General features: G+C 68.0%; 12 protein-coding genes and 1 pseudogene. 7 read left to right on the top strand and 6 right to left on the bottom strand.

Annotated features, from left to right (window positions below; translation table 11 throughout):
- Positions 1 to 286 precede the first annotated feature (286 nt).
- Positions 287 to 1,717 carry an ATP-binding protein gene (locus CAP_RS46175; RefSeq protein ID WP_052376511.1) on the top strand — a complete coding sequence of 477 codons (1,431 nt, stop codon included), beginning with the start codon at positions 287 to 289 and terminating at the stop codon, positions 1,715 to 1,717.
- Here CAP_RS46175 and CAP_RS34325 read toward each other — a convergent pair.
- The 5 genes from CAP_RS34325 to CAP_RS34305 form a co-directional block, all read right to left on the bottom strand.
- Complete coding sequence (locus CAP_RS34325; RefSeq protein WP_052376510.1) at positions 1,678 to 3,174, bottom strand: type 2 periplasmic-binding domain-containing protein; 1,497 nt, start codon at positions 3,172 to 3,174, stop codon at positions 1,678 to 1,680. The genes CAP_RS46175 and CAP_RS34325 overlap by 40 nt on opposite strands.
- Before the next feature lie 250 nt (positions 3,175 to 3,424).
- Positions 3,425 to 4,669, bottom strand: coding sequence for a benzoyl-CoA 2,3-epoxidase subunit BoxA (boxA, locus tag CAP_RS34320; RefSeq protein ID WP_044248670.1), 1,245 nt, complete (start codon positions 4,667 to 4,669; stop codon positions 3,425 to 3,427).
- Positions 4,670 to 4,726: 57 nt separating this feature from the next.
- Positions 4,727 to 6,154 (bottom strand): benzoyl-CoA 2,3-epoxidase subunit BoxB, encoded by a 1,428-nt coding sequence (gene boxB / locus CAP_RS34315; RefSeq protein ID WP_044248667.1) that lies wholly within the window; start codon positions 6,152 to 6,154, stop codon positions 4,727 to 4,729.
- A gap of 37 nt (positions 6,155 to 6,191) precedes the next feature.
- Positions 6,192 to 7,847, bottom strand: a complete 1,656-nt coding sequence (boxC, locus tag CAP_RS34310; RefSeq protein ID WP_044248665.1) for a 2,3-epoxybenzoyl-CoA dihydrolase — start codon at positions 7,845 to 7,847, stop codon at positions 6,192 to 6,194.
- 133 nt (positions 7,848 to 7,980) lie between these two features.
- On the bottom strand, positions 7,981 to 8,913 hold the full coding sequence (locus CAP_RS34305; protein WP_044248663.1) for a helix-turn-helix transcriptional regulator: 933 nt from the start codon (positions 8,911 to 8,913) through the stop codon (positions 7,981 to 7,983).
- A 78-nt stretch (positions 8,914 to 8,991) separates the two neighbouring features.
- Between CAP_RS34305 and CAP_RS34300 the strand changes: the two genes are divergently transcribed.
- Both CAP_RS34300 and CAP_RS51325 read left to right on the top strand, forming a co-directional pair.
- Entirely contained in the window at positions 8,992 to 10,560 is a 1,569-nt protein-coding gene (locus CAP_RS34300) for a 3,4-dehydroadipyl-CoA semialdehyde dehydrogenase (protein WP_044248661.1), read from the top strand.
- A gap of 1,056 nt (positions 10,561 to 11,616) precedes the next feature.
- Entirely contained in the window at positions 11,617 to 12,135 is a 519-nt protein-coding gene (locus CAP_RS51325; RefSeq protein ID WP_156041394.1) for a hypothetical protein, read from the top strand.
- Positions 12,136 to 12,180: 45 nt separating this feature from the next.
- Here CAP_RS51325 and CAP_RS34295 read toward each other — a convergent pair whose 3' ends face one another.
- Complete coding sequence (locus tag CAP_RS34295) at positions 12,181 to 12,822, bottom strand: HAD family hydrolase (RefSeq protein ID WP_044248660.1); 642 nt, start codon at positions 12,820 to 12,822, stop codon at positions 12,181 to 12,183.
- Between the two features lie 114 nt (positions 12,823 to 12,936).
- Between CAP_RS34295 and tnpA the strand changes: the two genes are divergently transcribed.
- From tnpA to CAP_RS34275, 4 genes and pseudogenes are all read left to right on the top strand, one after another.
- Positions 12,937 to 13,275: an IS66 family insertion sequence element accessory protein TnpA gene (tnpA, locus tag CAP_RS34290; protein WP_044248658.1), complete on the top strand. Its 339-nt coding sequence runs from the start codon at positions 12,937 to 12,939 to the stop codon at positions 13,273 to 13,275.
- A complete protein-coding gene (tnpB, locus tag CAP_RS34285; RefSeq protein WP_044248656.1) occupies positions 13,272 to 13,646 on the top strand; it encodes an IS66 family insertion sequence element accessory protein TnpB in 375 nt (124 codons plus the stop codon). The genes tnpA and tnpB overlap by 4 nt, the downstream gene beginning before the upstream one ends.
- A 43-nt stretch (positions 13,647 to 13,689) precedes the next feature.
- Positions 13,690 to 15,291: pseudogene (gene tnpC, locus CAP_RS34280) on the top strand (IS66 family transposase).
- Between the two features lie 345 nt (positions 15,292 to 15,636).
- Positions 15,637 to 16,275 (top strand): hypothetical protein, encoded by a 639-nt coding sequence (locus CAP_RS34275; RefSeq protein ID WP_044248654.1) that lies wholly within the window; start codon positions 15,637 to 15,639, stop codon positions 16,273 to 16,275.
- The last annotated feature ends 8 nt before the right edge of the window (positions 16,276 to 16,283 follow it).

Here is a 16,283-nt window from a genome sequence, read left to right as displayed (position 1 = left end):
GCCTGTCACCAGCGTATCGCCGCCCCTCCCTTCCGGCAGCGGCAGCGATCCCCGGTCTTCGCGGAGCGCTCCCCCTGAACGCGGTCCGGAAGCTGCGCGCCACGGGCCAGGCGTCTCCTGAAGAAGCCCCCATGTCCTGCCGCACCTCCGCGGACGCCCCGCCAACATCCAACCTCTACGGAACCTCGCGGACAGTCTGCCACGATGTCACCCGCGCCCCTGCTGGTGCGCCCCGGTGTGCGCCGACCACGGCCGCTCTCACCACCGGTTCCGCCGAGGAGACCTCATGTCACGCGTGCTCATCGTGGAGGACAGCGCCACCCAGGCTGCAGAGCTGAGGCTCACCCTCGTCCGGGAAGGCTTCGAGGCCGAACGCGCTGCCAACGCGCGCGCCGCGCTCTCCCGCCTCGGTGAGGGCCACTTCGACCTCGTGCTCAGCGACATCGTCATGCCCGGCCTCTCCGGCTTCGACCTGTGCCGCGCCATCAAGGCCGACCCCGCGCTCCACGCCTTGCCCGTCATCCTCCTGACCTCCCTCAACGACCTCACCGACATCCTCCAGGGCCTGGAGTGCGGCGCCGACAACTACGTCACCAAGCCCTACGAGACCCGCTCCCTCGTCGACCGCATCCACCAGACCCTCGCCAAGCGCGCCCACCGCGAGAGCGGCTCCGGCCCCGATGACATGATCTTCCGCGGCCAGCACCTCCGCGTCACCGCCGACAAGCAGCAGATCCTCGGCTTCCTCCTCTCCGCCTTCGAGGACTTCGCCCGCGCCAAGACCGACGAGCAGGAGAGCCGCCTCGCCGCCGAACAGGACCGCCTCGCCGCCGAGGCCGCGCGCGTCCGCGAAGCGCTCCTCCGCAAGGAGAAGGAGCACGAGGAGGAGCTGGCGCGCACCCTCGCCCAGAAGATCGAGGAGCGCACCGCCGAGCTGGTGGCCGCCAACCAGCAGCTCCAGCGCGAGATCTTCATCCGCAAGCTCGCCGAGGAGGAACTCGCCAGGAAGGCCACCGCGCTCTCGCGCTCCAACGCCGAGCTCGAACAGTTCGCCCGCGCCGCCTCCCACGACCTCCAGGAGCCCCTCCGCACCGTGATGAGCTACGCCCAGCTCATCGCCCGCCGCTACCAGGGCCGCCTCGACCCCGACGCCGACGACTTCCTCCGCTTCATCACCGACGGCACGAGCCGCATGCAAGCCCTCATCAAGGGCCTGCTCGAAGTCTCACGCCTCGGCAGCGCCCCCGCCGCCGAGAACGCCATCGACTGCAACGACCTCCTCGGCCAGGCCCTCGCCAACCTCCAGGCGGCCCTCGCCGAGAGCGGCGCCACCATCACCCACGACCCCCTCCCCACCGTCGCCGCCGACCCCCGTCAGCTCCTCCAGCTCCTCCAGAACCTCATCGGCAACGCCCTGAAGTACCGCGGCGAGACCCCCCCGCGCGTCCACGTCAGCGCCTCCCGTCACGAAGACGGGAGCTGGCTCTTCTCGGTCCGCGACAACGGCATCGGCTTCGACCCCCGCTACGCGGACCGCATCTTCGCCCTCTTCCAGCGCCTGCACACCCAGGAGGAGTACCCCGGCACCGGCATCGGCCTCGCCCTCTGCAAGAAGATCGTCGAGCGCCACGGCGGCCAGATGCGCGCCGACTCCGTGCCGGGCGAGGGCTCCACCTTCTACTTCACCTTGCCGGCGCTACCCGACGGCCCACCCTGAAGCGGCACACGCGCGCGCACCGACGACGGTGACGGCGCCGGTGACGGCGCCGGATCAGGCGCCAGCGTCGCCAGCAGGTCGTCCCGCATCGCGTCCTTCACCGGGTACAGCCCCACGTTCGGGAAGCTCGTCCCAGCAGCCGTCAGCGCGTTGATCCGCGGGTAGAACGGATCCGCGCTGAGCTCCGGCCTCTCGTACGCCTCCAGCACCGGCGCCATCAGGTAGCGCGGCACCCGCGTCGCCTCCGGCGCGTCCTCGCTCGACAGCACCCACCCGTACGTGCTCGGCAGGCTCATGTACGCCACGAACGCCTCCGCCGCGTCGGCGCACCCGCCCGTGCACCGCGCGCTCAGCACGAAGCTGTCGGTGAACAGCAGCGGGTGATTCCCGTCCCCGATCGGCGCCGACGAGACCTGGATCTCCTCCGGCTCGCTCCCCACCGGCAGCCCCTTCAGGATCGTGTGCAGCCGCTCCGAGAACCCGAACGCAGCGTCCGCCTCCCCCGCCGCGAACAGCGCCATCCCCGGATCCCCCGCCGCGTCCGGATCGTAGGTCCCGTTCAGGCAGGGGTTCTCCCCGTTGCTCTCGCAGGTCGACGCGAAGGTCATCATCGCCTCCAGCGTCGCCGGATCGTACGTTGCGTCCGAGATCGCCGAGGCCACCCCCTCCGGCCCGTTGGTGTCGGCCCATGCATCCAGGTACAGCGACGGCAGGTTCCAGCTCCCGAGCATGGTCCCCGCCATGTTCGGCCCTGGCGTCTGCAGATCGTCGAGCGCCTGCACCAGCGCGTCCACCGTCTGCGCCCCCGCCACCGCCGCGTCCCGCGAGAACACGAAGTGACCGCACATCCAGTGCGGCACCCCGTACAGCGCCCCCTCGTGGGTCGACGCCGTGATCGATGCCGCGTGGAAGGTCCGGTCCTGCGGCAGCCCCCCCCACGGCCGCGCCGCCCCCGTCGCCACCACCTCCCCGAGCAGGCTCGTATCCACCTCCGCCAGTTCGAGCAGGCACGCCGAGCCCTCGCCCGACAGACCTCTACCGATCGCCTCCGGATCGTAGATGTCGTCCACGAAGCACGGTGGATTCAGATCCAGGTCCACCTCCGGATGGAGCGCCTCGAACTCGCTCTCCAGCCGCTGCAGCATCCCCGCGAACTGATCTTCCGCCGCGTCCGGAATGTAGGGGTAGAGCTGCACCCGGAGCAGGTATCGCTCGTCGCTGCCGCCCCCCTGGCCCCCCTGCCCTCCGCCCCCGGCGCCGTCTCCCCCGGTCCCCTGCCCTCCCTGCCCTCCCTGGCCACCGCCGCCGGAGCCATCGCCCTCCTCGTCCGACCCGCAGCCGACCACCGACGCGCCGACCACCGACGACAGGAGCGCCGCGCACACCGCGCCGCCCAGGAACCGAACCGCCGTCCGCGCACGCGGACGCCCCATGCCCTTGGCACCACCGAGCTTCATCGCGCGCAGGCTACCCGCCCCCCGGCACCCCCGTCGACGACGAACGCCCCTCGCGATCGCGGGATCACCGCATCGATCAGCGCGACGTGACGCTCAACCAGACGGCCGGGGATACTGTCCGCTTCCCGAGGCGACGGGCGTCAGGCCCGGAGCGGCAGAGCGCTCCGGGGACCGCAAGTGGATCGCGGAGTGGGGGCCCCGACGAGCTTTGCTCGGTGGGGGGCGGGGGCGCGAGCCCCTGCCGTGGGAATCAATACGTCTCCAGGTGGAGCCGCCCGAGCTGCTTCAGCTTCTTCCACAGCGGCTCCCACGGCTGCCCGCTCTGGTTGGCGATGTCCGCGAGCGCCTGCAGCACGCCCTCCTCCATCCCCTTCAGCCCGCACACGTAGATGTACGTGTTTTCGTCGCGCAGCATCCCCGCCACTTCCTCGGCCCGCTCCCGCATCAGATCCTGCACGTACTTCTTCGGCTGCCCTTGCGTCCGCGAGAACGCCAGGTTCACGTCGATGAAGTCCTTCGGCAGGTTCATCAGCGGCCCGAAGTACGGCAGCTCCTCCCGCGTCCGCGCCCCGAAGAACAGCATCAGCTTCCCCGTCGCGCCCTTCAGCCGCCGCCGCCGCCGGTACTCGGTCATCGCCCGCATCGGCGCCGAGCCCGTCCCGGTGCAGATCATCAGGAGGTGCGAGTTCGGGTGGTTCGGCATCAGGAAGCTGCTCCCGAACGGCCCGATCACCTGCACCGTGTCCCCCTTCTTCAGATCGCACAGGTAGTTCGAGCACACCCCGCCCCGCGCCTGCCCCTGCGCGTCGCTCACCACCCGCTTCACGGTCAAGGACAGGTTGTTGTACCCCCGCCGCTCCCCGTCCCGCGCGCTGGCGATGGAGTACTGCCGCGCGTGGTGCGCCCTCCCCTCGGCCGTCGCCCCCGGCGGCAACACCGCGATCGACTGCCCCTCCAGCACCGGGAACGGCATCTGCCCGAAGTCGAGCACGATGTGGTGCACGTCGCTCTCCGACGTCTCCGCCGTGAGCCGGTAGTTCCCCACCACCGTCGCCGTGATCGGCGCCTTGTGCGTGTAGATGTTCACGTAGGGCCGCGCTGCCGACCATGGCGGCAGCGTCGACCCCAGCACCGTGTCCACCTCGATCCCGCCTTCGACCCCGTCTGTGCCGCCCCCCTCGTCCGTCTTCGGGGCGGCCTCCCCCTGCTCCACGGACGTCGCGATCGTGGTCTGCTTCGGCAGCTCCTCCCAGGTGTACTGCTCGTCGACGCTGTAGGCGTCGTCCTTGCGGATCTGCCGCCAGTTGTCGATCGCCCCCGTGGGACAGGGCGACACGCACGCCATGCACAGGTTGCAGAGCTCGGCGTTCACCACGTAGTTCTTCCCGTCGTGGGTGATCGCCCCGACGGGACACGTCTCCTCGCACGTGTTGCAGCGGATGCAGATCTCCGGATCGATCAGGTGCTGCTTGATGACTTCGAGGTGAACGCTCATCGCCTCGCTCCTTGGGCCTTCTCTCCCGGACCTGCCTGCCGCCGCGCTTCGTGTGTTTCAGTTGAAACGAACGTATTCGAACTCGATGGGCTGCTTGTTGATGCCCATGGGAGGCGGCGCGATCCAGTTCGCGAACTTCCCGGGCTCCACCACCCGACCCATCAGTGACGCCACGAAGGCCCGGTCCTCTGCGGTGGGCAGCCAGACCGACTGGTTCCGCTGCCACTCCTCCTGGCCGACCACCCGCCCGTCTGGCGACACCTTGAGGCCCGCGAAGGTCCCGATCTGCCGGTTGAACGCCTTGTGCGGCACCGCCAGGCGGAACGGGATCCCCGCCTTCTCGATCACCTTGTTCCAGCGCGACACCCCGCCGATCGAGTCCTTGATGAAGTCGTCGCGCAGCACCTCGTTCAGCGCGTTCAGCATCGGCACCTCGCGCTCCACCAGCGCGCCCCCGTCGACCCCCAGGATCTTGTAGCTCGCGTCCTTGAGCTGGTGATCGTCGGAGCGCTTGTTCTCCTCGAACCGCCCCTTCAGCCCGGCGCTGTAGAACATCGCCGCGTTCGACGACTGATCGGCCCCGAACAGGTCGAGCGTCACCGAGTAGTGGAAGTTCAGGTAGCGCTGCACCGTCTCCAGATCGATCACCCCCGCCGCCCGCAGCTTCTGTGGATCGTCGGTCTTGAGCTGGTTCATCACCGCACATGTCCGCTGGATGACCCGCGACACGCCCGACTCGCCCACAAACATGTGGTGCGCTTCTTCGGTGAGCATGAACTTCGTCGTCCGCGCCAGCGGATCGAACCCCGACTCGGCCAGCGCGCTGAGCTGGAACTTGCCGTCGCGGTCCGTGAAGTACGTGAACATGAAGAACGCCAGCCAGTCCGGCGTCCGCTCGTTGAACGCCCCGAGGATCCGCGGGTTGTCCTGGTCTCCCGAGCGCCGCCCGAGGAGGGCTTCGGCCTCCTCGCGCCCGTCACGCCCGAAGTACCGCTGGAGCAGGTACACCATCGCCCAGAGGTGCCGCCCCTCCTCCACGTTCACCTGGAACAGGTTGCGCAGATCGTAGCTCGACGGCGCCGTCAGCCCGAGGTGCCGCTGCTGCTCCACCGACGCCGGCTCCGTGTCCCCCTGGGTCACGATGATCCGCCGCAGGTTCGCCCGGTGCTCGCCCGGCACCTCCTGCCACGCCGGCTGCCCTTTGTGCTCCCCGAACTGGATCTGCCGGTCCTGCTGCGCCGGCGACATGAAGATCCCCCACCGGTACTCGGGCATCTTCACGTAATCGAAGTGCGCCCACCCGCCCGGATCCACGCTCACCGCCGTGCGCAGGTACACGTCGAACGCCTGCGACCCCTCCGGCCCCATGTCCTTCCACCAGGAGATGAAGTTCGGCTGCCATTGCTCCAGCGCGCGCTGCAGCGTCCGGTCTCCGGCGAGATTGACGTTGTTCGGAATCTTTTCGCTGTAATCGATCGAGGTCATGGCTGACTCCTGGCTGTAATGAGGGGGGACACCGATTTCAGACCCGCGTCGTGTCGAACTGCGCCTTCCCGCCTTTCCCGTACACCTTGAGCGCGCCCTTCTCTCCGACCGCATTCGGGCGGATGAAGATCCAGTTCTGCCAGGCCGAGAGCCTCCCGAAGATCCGCGTCTCCATGGTCTCGACCCCCGCGAACCTCAGGTTCGCCTCCATGCCGGTGAGCGCATCCGGCGACATCGCCGCCCGCTCCTCCAGCGCGATGCGGATCTCGTCCGCCCAATCCAGCTCGTCCGGCGTCGCCGTCACCAGCCCCAGCGCGTCCGCCTCTGCCGGGCTCAGCGCCTTGCCGATCGCCTCCCGCGCCGCCTTGAGCTGCGCCTCGTCCTCGCAGAAACGCCGCCCGAGCCGCGACTGCCCATTCACCATCGGCAGCGCCCCGAAGTTCGCCTCCGAGAGCGTGATCCGCGGCTCGTCCTCGCCGCCGCCTGCGGACATGTACGTCCGGTCCGCCGCGAACGCCAGCTCCGCCAGCGTCCCCGCGAAGCACGACCCCGGCTCCACCAGCGCGAACAGCGTCCGCGACGCCACGTCGAGCCGCGCCAGCGTCCGCCGCAGCATCCCCAGCGTCTCCCGCACGAACCAGTGATCCTTGTGCTGCACGAGCGCCGCGTCCGCCGCGAGCACGTGCGCCGCGTTCCCCTCGGTCTTCAGCACCCACGTCCCCAGATCGAGATCGTTGGTCCTCAGGGTCAGGATCGCGTCGTCCAGCTCCCGCGCCACCGCGAGCGGCCACCACGCCGCCCCCTCCGCCTCGATGGCCGCGATCTCCGTCGCCGGCGCCGCCTCCGGCGCCTTCACCACGAACGTCGCCGTCCGCCGCGCCCTGTCGATCGCCACCTGCACGTACCGGTAGCCGATCCCCTCCGCGCTCTCGGTCCGCGTGAGCCGCGGCAGCGCCACGCCCTTCCCCTCCGCCGGCCTGTCGCTCTGCTTCGCCAGCTCCGTCGCCCGGGCCTTCACGACCTCCTTGAACTGCGCCGGCTTCGCGATCTCGTCCACGAGCTTCCACTGCTTCGCCCGCTCCCCCCGGATCCCCTCCACCGTCGTGCAGAAGATGTCCGCCCTGTCGTGCCGCACCTTGCGCTTGTCCGTCACCCGGGTGAGCCCACCCGTACCCGGCAGCACCCCGAGCAGCGGCACCTCCGGCAGCGACACCGCCGACGACCTGTCGTCGATCAGGTAGATCTCGTCACACGCCAGCGCCAGCTCGTACCCGCCGCCCGCGCACGCCCCGTTCACCGCCGCCAGGAACTTCAGCCCCGAGTGCCGGCTCGAGTCCTCGATGCCGTTGCGCGTCTCGTTCGTGAACTTGCAGAAGTTCACCTTCCACGGGTGCGACGAGGTCCCCAGCATGAAGATGTTCGCCCCCGAGCAGAACACCCGGTCCTTCAGGCTGGTCACCACCACCGTCCGCACCTCGGGGTGCTCGAAGCGGATCCGCTGCAGCGCGTCGTGCAGCTCGATGTCCACCCCGAGGTCGTACGAGTTCAGCTTGAGCTTGTAGCCTTCCCGCAGCCCTCCATCCTCCACCACGTCCATGCCGAGGGTGGCGACGGGGCCGTCGAACGAGAGCTTCCAGTGTTTGTACTGCGAAGGCTCGGTGCGGTAATCCACGCGGGGGGCATCAGCCGACATCACGTCTCCTTCGCCGGAGATGCGAGGCAGAGGATCCGCGCCGGGCGCTCCTCACTCCCCTGGCGAGCGCCCGCAGCACATCACCGCCCGGTTCCGGCGTATCCCTGCAAACTACTGCCTCCCCCTCACCCGGTCAAGCACTATGCTGCATGTTGCCGCTGCCCAGCCGGACCGCCAGTGCATCCCGGAGCCCCAGAAAGCTCTCCCCCAGCGATTTCCCGCTGGTGTTGAAGGCCATGTCCGCCCGCGCGTAGAAGTCCGCCCGGCTCGCCAGGATCGCCCGCAGATCCTCCATCGCCTCGCGGCTCCCCGCCATCGGCCGCACGTCCCCCTGCGCCACCACCCGCTTCATGTGGTCCTCCGGTGACGCCTGCAGCCACACCGTGAAGCACCGCCCGAGCAGCAGGTTGAACGTCGCCGACTCCGAGACGATCCCTCCCGGCAGCGCGATCACCGCCCGCCGGTGCTCCTCCAGCGTCGCCTCCAGCGCCCGCAGCTCGTAGCGCCGGTACGCGCTCGCCCCGTAGAGCCCGTGGATCTCGCTCGGCGGGCACCCCGCAAGCTTCTCGATCTCCCGCGTCAGCTCCACGAACGGCATCCCCAGCTCACTCGCCAGCATCCTCCCCAGCGTCGACTTCCCGGCCCCCCTCAGCCCCACCAGCGCCAGCCGCCCGTTCCGGTCCGGGTCCGCCCCGTTCCCCTGGAACAGCCGCCCCAGCGCGAGCCGCGCCCGCTTCAGCGCCTCCTCGTCGCGCCCCTGCAAGATCTCGCGGATCAGCGTCCACTCCGCCGACGACGCAGGCTCGTCGCTCATCAGGTCCGCCAGCGTGCACCCGAGTGCATCCGCCACCTGCTTCAGCACCAGCACCGACGCATTGCCGAGCCCCGTCTCCAGGTTCGCCAGGTGCCGCTCCGACACCTCCGCTTCCTGCGCCAGCGCCTTCCGCGTCAGCCCCCGGCGCGCCCGGAACAGCCGGACCCGGCTCCCCAGCCCGATCAGAAACGGATGGCGCTCCTCGTCAGCAGGCGGTGCTCGGCGCGCCACCTTTGACGCATGATGCTTCATGTCAACGTCGCCTCACGCGGAGTGTATGCACCAAAGTGCTTGACCCACAAGAGCCATCACGCCCATGCTGCGCCGACCATGAGCGAGACCCTCAAGAACTACGTCGGTGGCGCGTGGATCGCTGGCAGCGGCGACGGCACCCCCCTCCTCGACCCCGTGACTGGCGAGGAGCTGGTCCGCGTCTCCAGCGAAGGTCTCGACCTCGACCAGGCCTTCACCTTCGCCCGCGACAAGGGCGGCGCCGCCCTCCGCGCCCAGACCTACGCCGCCCGCGCCGCCCTCCTCGGCGAGATCGTCAAGGTCCTCAAGGCGAAGAGCGACGACTACTACGCCATCTCCACGCAGAACTCCGGCACCACCAAGGCCGACAGCGGCATGGACATCGAGGGCGCCCTCTTCACCCTCTCCTACTTCGCCAAGCTCGGCGCCTCGCTCGGTGACGCGCGCGCCCTCCCCGACGGCGACGGCTACTCCCTCAACAAGGACGGCGGCTTCCGCGCCCAGCACGTCCTCACCCCCACCCGCGGCCTCGCCCTCTTCATCAACGCCTTCAACTTCCCCGCCTGGGGCCTCTGGGAGAAGGCCGCCCCGGCCCTCCTCTCCGGCGTCCCGGTGATCATCAAGCCCGCGACGGCCACCGCCTGGCTCACCCAGCGCATGGTCGCCGACGTCATCGCCGCCGGTGTCCTCCCCGAGGGCGCCCTCTCCGTCATCTGCGGCAGCGCCCGCGGCCTCCTCGACCGCATCCAGCCCTTCGACGTGGTGTCCTTCACTGGCTCCGCCGACACCGCCGCCAAGCTCCGCGCCCACCCGACTTTCGTCGAGCGCTCCGCGCGCATCAACGTCGAAGCCGATAGCCTGAACTCCGCCCTCCTCGCCCCCTCCGCCGCCCCTGGCACCGGCGCCTTCGACGCCTTCATCACCGAGGTCACCCGCGAGATGACCATCAAGTCCGGCCAGAAGTGCACCGCCATCCGCCGCGCCTTCGTCCCCGCCGCCCACTTCGACGCCGCCGCCGAAGCCCTCCGCGCCAAGCTCGCCAAGATCACCGTCGGCAACCCCAGGAACGAGACCGTGCGCATGGGCTCCCTGGTGAGCCGCGACCAGCGCGACAGCGTCCTCGCCGGCCTCGCCGCCCTCCGCCGCGACACCGAGCTGCTCTTCGACGGCAGCGCCACCCAGCTCGTCGACGCCGACCCCACCGTCGCCGCCATCGTCGCCCCCCACCTCCTCGGCCTCCGCAAGGACGACGCCCCCTCCGTGCACGACATCGAGGTCTTCGGCCCCGTCGCCACCCTCATCCCCTACCGCGACGAAGCCCACGCCCTCTCCCTCGCCCGTCGCGGCGGCGGCTCCCTCGTCGCCTCCGTGTACAGCGACGACGACGCCGAGACCGCGCGCCTCGCCCTCGACCTCGCCGACACCCACGGCCGCGTCCACGCCGTGAGCGGTGCCGTCGCCAAGGCCCACACCGGCCACGGCAACGTCATGCCCCAGTCCCTCCACGGCGGCCCCGGCCGCGCCGGCGGCGGCGAAGAGCTGGGCGGCCTCCGCGCCCTCGCCTTCTACCACCGCCGCGCCGCCATTCAGGCCCCCGCCGGCGCCTTCGAGCACCTCCCCAAGCCCGCCGCCCCCGCCACGAAGTAAAGCCTCGCGACTCGGTGCGGCGCGTGCTCCCGCGGCCCGCTCGCGCTCACCTTCGCGGTCCTCGGGGGGTTCGCGTTCGACATCGAGGGCCTCGCGCTCAGGTGAGTGATGATCCAAGTCGGAGCCCTCGGAGGCGCCGTCTTGTACGCTGGTAGTGTCTTAGTTGACCCGTTCCTGTACTTTCCAAACTCGGGGCAGCCTTTAAATTGTTTAATGCCGAATTTGACATACGACGGATATATCTCCCCAAGCGAATCGCTAACGATATTGGACACTTTGTTGATGCCATCGACAAACAAACGACCCGCTTCTGGAGCAGGGTCGAAAAAAGTGGTCCTGGCGACGATGGAGAATGGTCAAAGATTGATGACTTCATGCGGGAGGACGCAAAAAATATTCGATAGACTTGAGGACGAGTTCAGGCGCCTCCTTGGCCAGCGGGATGACCTTTCAGAAGAAGGGGTTTCACCTTCTGCCCCCGCAACATACGAGGTCAAAAAGACACTGTAGATTGCTGGCATCGGCTTGCGCGCAACAGGCCGCGTTGTAAAGCAACCAACAGATGCTGGGTAACTGGCGCAGTCATCGCGGCCAACCTGCTGACCATCGCGCTCGCCGCTGTCGGTTAGTCGCCGGCCCATGGCGGTGACGTGGTCAGACGCCCACAAGCGCGGGCGGTTGTAGGTTGTAGGCGTGTGTCCATCAAGCGCCTCAACCTGTGAAACTTAGTCCTTGCCCTCTTTGTTATGAATGACCGGCCGCAGCTAGAGCGGTCTATTTCAGGGCTATCGCCCTGCGGCGCTTATGCTGCGGAATCACAAGGAACGCGCGCGAACGCGCCCGTTCCTTGATTTAACCACTGGTGCGCCACAAATGATTTGTGGCAGCATGTGCGCGCCACAAGCGTTGCGAGATCTTCACATCATCTAATAGTGCGTACGGGGGTAACCGTGAAAAACTTCCAATTCGCACCTCAATGTGCCGTCCTACGTCAGCGGGCAGCCCGTAGTTCGCATTATAGATACGACGAAGAACGCAAGAAATTTTGAGCATAGGATGACAAGCAACCTTAAGGAACGGCTTCGGAATGACGGAGTCGAGGTTGAGCGCGTATCCTTTCCAAGTAAGTGGGCCGAATTCTTGGATGCTTGCGAAGCGCAAGGCGAATTCAACGTTCTTATTCTTGTCGCTCACGGCGAAGTGAAAGATGATGACTTGGAATCAACTCCAGTACACACCGAGCTGACAGGCACTGTTGTCCCATGGGCAGCTCTCGCACAGGCGAACATCGAACTTAATGATAAGCTTGTAATGTTGGCTTCTTGTGGTGGCTACTCGAAGGACACCGTTGACGCGTTCGTTCGCACTGGTCAACTTGCACTGTATCTCTTGGCCAGCAAGCGAGAGGTCACACCTGACGAAGTGCTCGCTGTATTCCCACGGGTGCTCAAGGAACTTCAAAAAGAAGCGAACCGCGAGGGATCCTTCAGCGGGGAGCAGTTGGAAGCCGCCAGGGAGCGATGTGACGTGACCAATGCCTTCATGGTCACGTCTGGCGTCGGAATCCTTCCATAATGACTTTAGCAGCTACTGTCCATAGACACTTCCCGCTATCGAGTGTCATACCGTAGAGCTGTGCGCGTTGTTCATCTTCGCACCTCTACCTTCGGACTCATCAATCTGGGGCTTCAGCTCCCGGCCATTCGCAGACGGGGCACCTTCCACGTCGTGGACTTCCTCGTACCGCGTGTATTGCGCCGGATTGCCGGATCCAAACGCGTTTGCGAACTCGTAGAAGCACGCGGTAGCTTGCTGGAGCCCCAGCTTTCCCCAGGAGCGCCCCATCACAAAGGCGGTCGGTGCTTCGATGGACGGCAGTTTCCGGATCAGCGTCAGCACTCGTCGGCTCTCTCCGGCCTTGAAGGCTCTCTCCAACTGCTGCCCCATGCCCGAGACCGTCTCTCCTTCGGAGAACGACACGACTGCGCGTTTCCCCTCGATGAGGTAGAGGTCCTCCGAGAGGTCGTCCAAGAGTGTCGCTTGCTCCTCATCGAGTTCGTACCAGAGCGTGGCCATCTCGCCGCGAAGATCCTCCGCGCACGGCCCTTCCCCTCTACCCGCCCGCATCTCGCGGTGCAGCGCGACGAGCAGCGCTTCGTACCGAGCGCATGCCTGCTCTGTCGTCCCCACCGCCGGAGCAGCGAGTGTCACCGACGACTGCGGCACCATCGTGCGGTACATCCTGGGCCAGTCTGCGGACATGGCGCGCAACCTAGCACGCGACGAAGCGACACCGTATCCGCCCGGTCTCCGCCATCGTGACGGACCGCTGCCACTGGGCGTAGCGGGTCTGCTCGCACATCGCTGGAGGTGAAGATGGCGACGCGAGCAGAGTGGGCGGAGAGAGTCGAGCGCTGGAAGCGGAGCGGCTTGCGCGCGCCGGAGTTCGGCCAAGCGGAGGGGTTGAAGCCACAGCAACTGCACTGGTGGAGCTGGAAGCTGCGCACGACGCAGCAAGCGGAGAGGAAGCCCCCGATGTTTCTGCCGGTGCGCGTGGTAAGTTCCTCGACGGCGGTGGTCTCGGCGATAGCGACGAGGGCACCGGCCCCCATCGAGCTGGTCTTGCCCAATGGCTGCCTGGTGCGCGTGGCAGAGGGCTTCGATGCCGAGACGCTGGAGCGGGTGCTTCAGCTCGCGGCGGAGATGCGGCCATGATGATGCTCCCGCCGTCGGTGCGGGTCTATGTCGCGGCCGAGCCCACGGACCTGCGCAAGGGCTTCGATGGCCTGTCGGCGCAGGTCATGGCGCGCTTCCAGGCCGACCCACGCACAGGGCACCTGTTCGTGTTCCTCAATCGCAGGGCGGACCAGGTGCGCATCCTCTTCTGGGACCGCACCGGCTACTGCATCGTGGCCAAGCGACTCGCACAGGGTCGGTTCCACCTCGGCCGCAAGCTGTCGGCAGGAGCCACCCATGTCGAGGTCGAGGCAGCCGAGCTTGCGCTGATGCTCGAGGGGCTCGACCTGTCCGCCGCGGTGCAGAGGAAGCGCTGGCGGCTGCCGGCAGGTGGTAAACACAGCGCGTAAATTGAAGCTTGTGTCTTCGCGCAGGGCGGCTACAGCGCGCGACGTGGCCCGCCGTTCTGCTTCTTCCCTCAAGCCCCCCAACGACCTGGATGATGTCCGCCGCAAGCTCGGCCAGCTCGCGGAGGAGGGACGCACCTCGGACCTCATCGAGCTTGTGCTGCAGATGCTCGCTCAGATGAGCGAGACCAACAACGCCCTGTCACTGCGGTTGCAAACCGCCCTGCGCGAGCTGTACGGCCGCAAGAGCCAGAAGATCAGCGCCGCGCAGCTCTCCCTGCTGTTCGCCGAGCTTGGCCCCGAGGCCTCCGCGCAGCCGGAGCGTGAGCTCGTGCCCCAACCTCCCGAGCCCCCGAAGCCCCCCTCGCCTCGCGGCGGACGCTCCCCACGTCCCCCGCACCTGGAGCGCAAGCAGCGACGCGTGACCGTGCCTGCATCGGAGCGGGTCTGCCCGCGTTGCGGCAAGGACAAGGCATGCATCGGCTACCGCACCAGCGAGGTGCTCGACTTCGTCCCGGCCCACTTCGTGGTCATCGAAGAGCAGCGCGAGAAGCTCGCGTGCCCGCGCTGTCCCGAGCAGGGCGTGGCCACGGCGCCCAGCGACAAGGTCATGGACCGGGGACGGCCAGGCGCAGGTCTGCTCGCCAAGCTCCTCGTCGACAAGTTCGAGGACTCGCTGCCCCTCTACCGTCAGGCGCAGCAGTGCGCATGCGCTGGGGTCCCACTCGCCGCCTCGACGCTCGGCGACTGGTCCTCGTTCGCGCTCGATGTCCTCGCCCCCGTCGCCGCACGCATCACCGAGCGCGTGCTCTCCGCCTTCTACGTGCGCGCCGACGACACCGGCATGCCCGTGCAGGATCGCGACCATCCGCGGGGCATCAAACGCGGACACCTCTGGTCCTTCATCGGCGCGGACCTCGCCGCCTTCCTCTACGCGCCGGACTGGAAAGCCAAGTACCCAGCGGCGCTCCTCGACGGCTTCCAGGGCTTTCTGCAGGGCGACGGCTACGCCGGCTACGACGCCATGCTGCGCAGCGACCGCAGCGGTGAGCCCATCCTCTCCGAGGACCGTCGTCTCGGCTGCGCCATGCACCTCCGCGCCAAGTTCGAGAAAGCCGCCAAGCTGCATGATGCCCGCGCGGCCATCGCCCTCAGCTACTTCCAGGCGCTCTACCGCATCGAGGCTGCGTGCAAGGCCGAAGTCTTTTCCCCGCAAGACCGCCATGCACGCAGACAGGAGCAGTCCCTGCCTCTCGTCGACGCCTTCTATCAATGGGTTCACGAGCTGCATCCTCACCTCGTCCCCTAGACGCCGCTGTACGCCGCGACGTTCTACGCCATTCACCAAGAGCAAGCGTTTCGGCAGTGCTTCACCGATGGCCGTTTCGACATCGACAATGGCGAGGTCGAGCGACAGCTCAGAAAGGTCGCTCTCGGCAGAAAAAACTTCCTGTTCGCCGGCTCCGACAAGGGCGCGGAGCGCCTCGCCATCGGATTCAGCGTCTTCAGGTCGTGCAGCATGCACGCCGTCAACCCGCTCACCTGGGCCACCGACGTCCTCACCAAGCTGCAAGACGGCTGGCCTCGTGCCCGCCTCGACGAGTTGCTTCCCGACGCCTGGGCCAGAGTTCAGCCAACTGCGCCCTGACGCCTGACCATCTTCACGAAACGGCGGCCCGCTGCGCCACGTTCCTCGCGCTCCCTGGCGTGACGGGCACCGGTCTGCCCTCAGCCTGAGCCCTGCCCGGGACCCAGCTTCACCGGGGCGCCGCAGGGCGGCAACCGGCCATGGTCCATGCCTTTGGCCGGGCGGTTACGCGACACCAGCGGTCCATACCTCGCGGAATCATGGCGAAATTCAGCAAGCAATCCGGCGTGCCTCAACGTGAGTACAGACATGTCCGCTCATGACGCTGGCCCTCTTCACATGCAGATCCATGAGGCACTGCCGCGCCGTCCCCCTGGTCCCTGATCGAGGGTCTATGCTCGGCTCATGAGCGACCAGGAAGGCGCGCAGCTCCTGCCTCCACCCCCGGTGCCCGGCCCAGCGCGGCTCCTGCTCTCCGCGGCCGCGCTCGCGCTCACCTTCGCGGTCCTCGTGGGGTTCGCGCTCGGCATCGAGGGCCTCGCGCTCGGATGGGTGATGATCCACGTCGGCGCCCTCGGAGGCGCCGTCCTCGGCGCGGCCCTGGGGCTCGGCGTGGCCCTCTGGCGCGCCGACCGACGCACCCGGCCCCCGCGACCCCTCCCCCTCCCGTGGCTCTCCCGGGCGTTCCCGGCAGGTCGTGCCGCATCACGCTTCGCCTGGGTGCTCGCGCTCCTCCTGCTCGCGTCGCCCTACGCCCTGCTCTGGAAGGGCGGCCTCCCCCCGCTCGACGCGCTCCGGCTCGGCGTCACCGCGCTCCTCGCCGTGCTCTGCTTCCTGCAGTGCGCGCGCTCGGGCAGCTTCTGGCCGGCGCTCGTGATCCCCCTCTGGCCCGTGCTCACCCTGCACGCGATGACGCACCACTACCCGTGCTGGCAGGCATCGAACGCCGCCTGGTGCGGCCACGCCTGTGACGGCCCACCGGACTCCCCGTGTGGCGAGGAAGATTTCGGCGTGCCCGGGTCGAGCCACCTGCTCGCGCGCTGATGCTCCGC

Source organism: Chondromyces apiculatus DSM 436 (assembly GCF_000601485.1).
Taxonomy (GTDB): Bacteria; Myxococcota_A; Polyangia; order Polyangiales; family Polyangiaceae; genus Chondromyces; species Chondromyces apiculatus.
The sequence above is the reverse complement of the archived record's forward strand: the minus strand, read 5'-3'. Positions and strand labels throughout refer to the sequence as shown.

Excerpts from the sequence above, each read along its gene's own strand:
- CAP_RS46175 (WP_052376511.1), top strand. The coding sequence starts at position 287 with ATGTCACGCGTGCTCATCGTGGAGGACAGCGCCACCCAGGCTGCAGAG.
- CAP_RS34325 (WP_052376510.1), bottom strand. The coding sequence starts at position 3,174 with ATGAAGCTCGGTGGTGCCAAGGGCATGGGGCGTCCGCGTGCGCGGACG.
- boxA (WP_044248670.1), bottom strand. The coding sequence starts at position 4,669 with ATGAGCGTTCACCTCGAAGTCATCAAGCAGCACCTGATCGATCCGGAG.
- boxB (WP_044248667.1), bottom strand. The coding sequence starts at position 6,154 with ATGACCTCGATCGATTACAGCGAAAAGATTCCGAACAACGTCAATCTC.
- boxC (WP_044248665.1), bottom strand. The coding sequence starts at position 7,847 with ATGTCGGCTGATGCCCCCCGCGTGGATTACCGCACCGAGCCTTCGCAG.
- CAP_RS34305 (WP_044248663.1), bottom strand. The coding sequence starts at position 8,913 with ATGAAGCATCATGCGTCAAAGGTGGCGCGCCGAGCACCGCCTGCTGAC.
- CAP_RS34300 (WP_044248661.1), top strand. The coding sequence starts at position 8,992 with ATGAGCGAGACCCTCAAGAACTACGTCGGTGGCGCGTGGATCGCTGGC.
- CAP_RS51325 (WP_156041394.1), top strand. The coding sequence starts at position 11,617 with ATGACAAGCAACCTTAAGGAACGGCTTCGGAATGACGGAGTCGAGGTT.
- CAP_RS34295 (WP_044248660.1), bottom strand. The coding sequence starts at position 12,822 with ATGTCCGCAGACTGGCCCAGGATGTACCGCACGATGGTGCCGCAGTCG.
- tnpA (WP_044248658.1), top strand. The coding sequence starts at position 12,937 with ATGGCGACGCGAGCAGAGTGGGCGGAGAGAGTCGAGCGCTGGAAGCGG.
- tnpB (WP_044248656.1), top strand. The coding sequence starts at position 13,272 with ATGATGATGCTCCCGCCGTCGGTGCGGGTCTATGTCGCGGCCGAGCCC.
- CAP_RS34275 (WP_044248654.1), top strand. The coding sequence starts at position 15,637 with ATGAGCGACCAGGAAGGCGCGCAGCTCCTGCCTCCACCCCCGGTGCCC.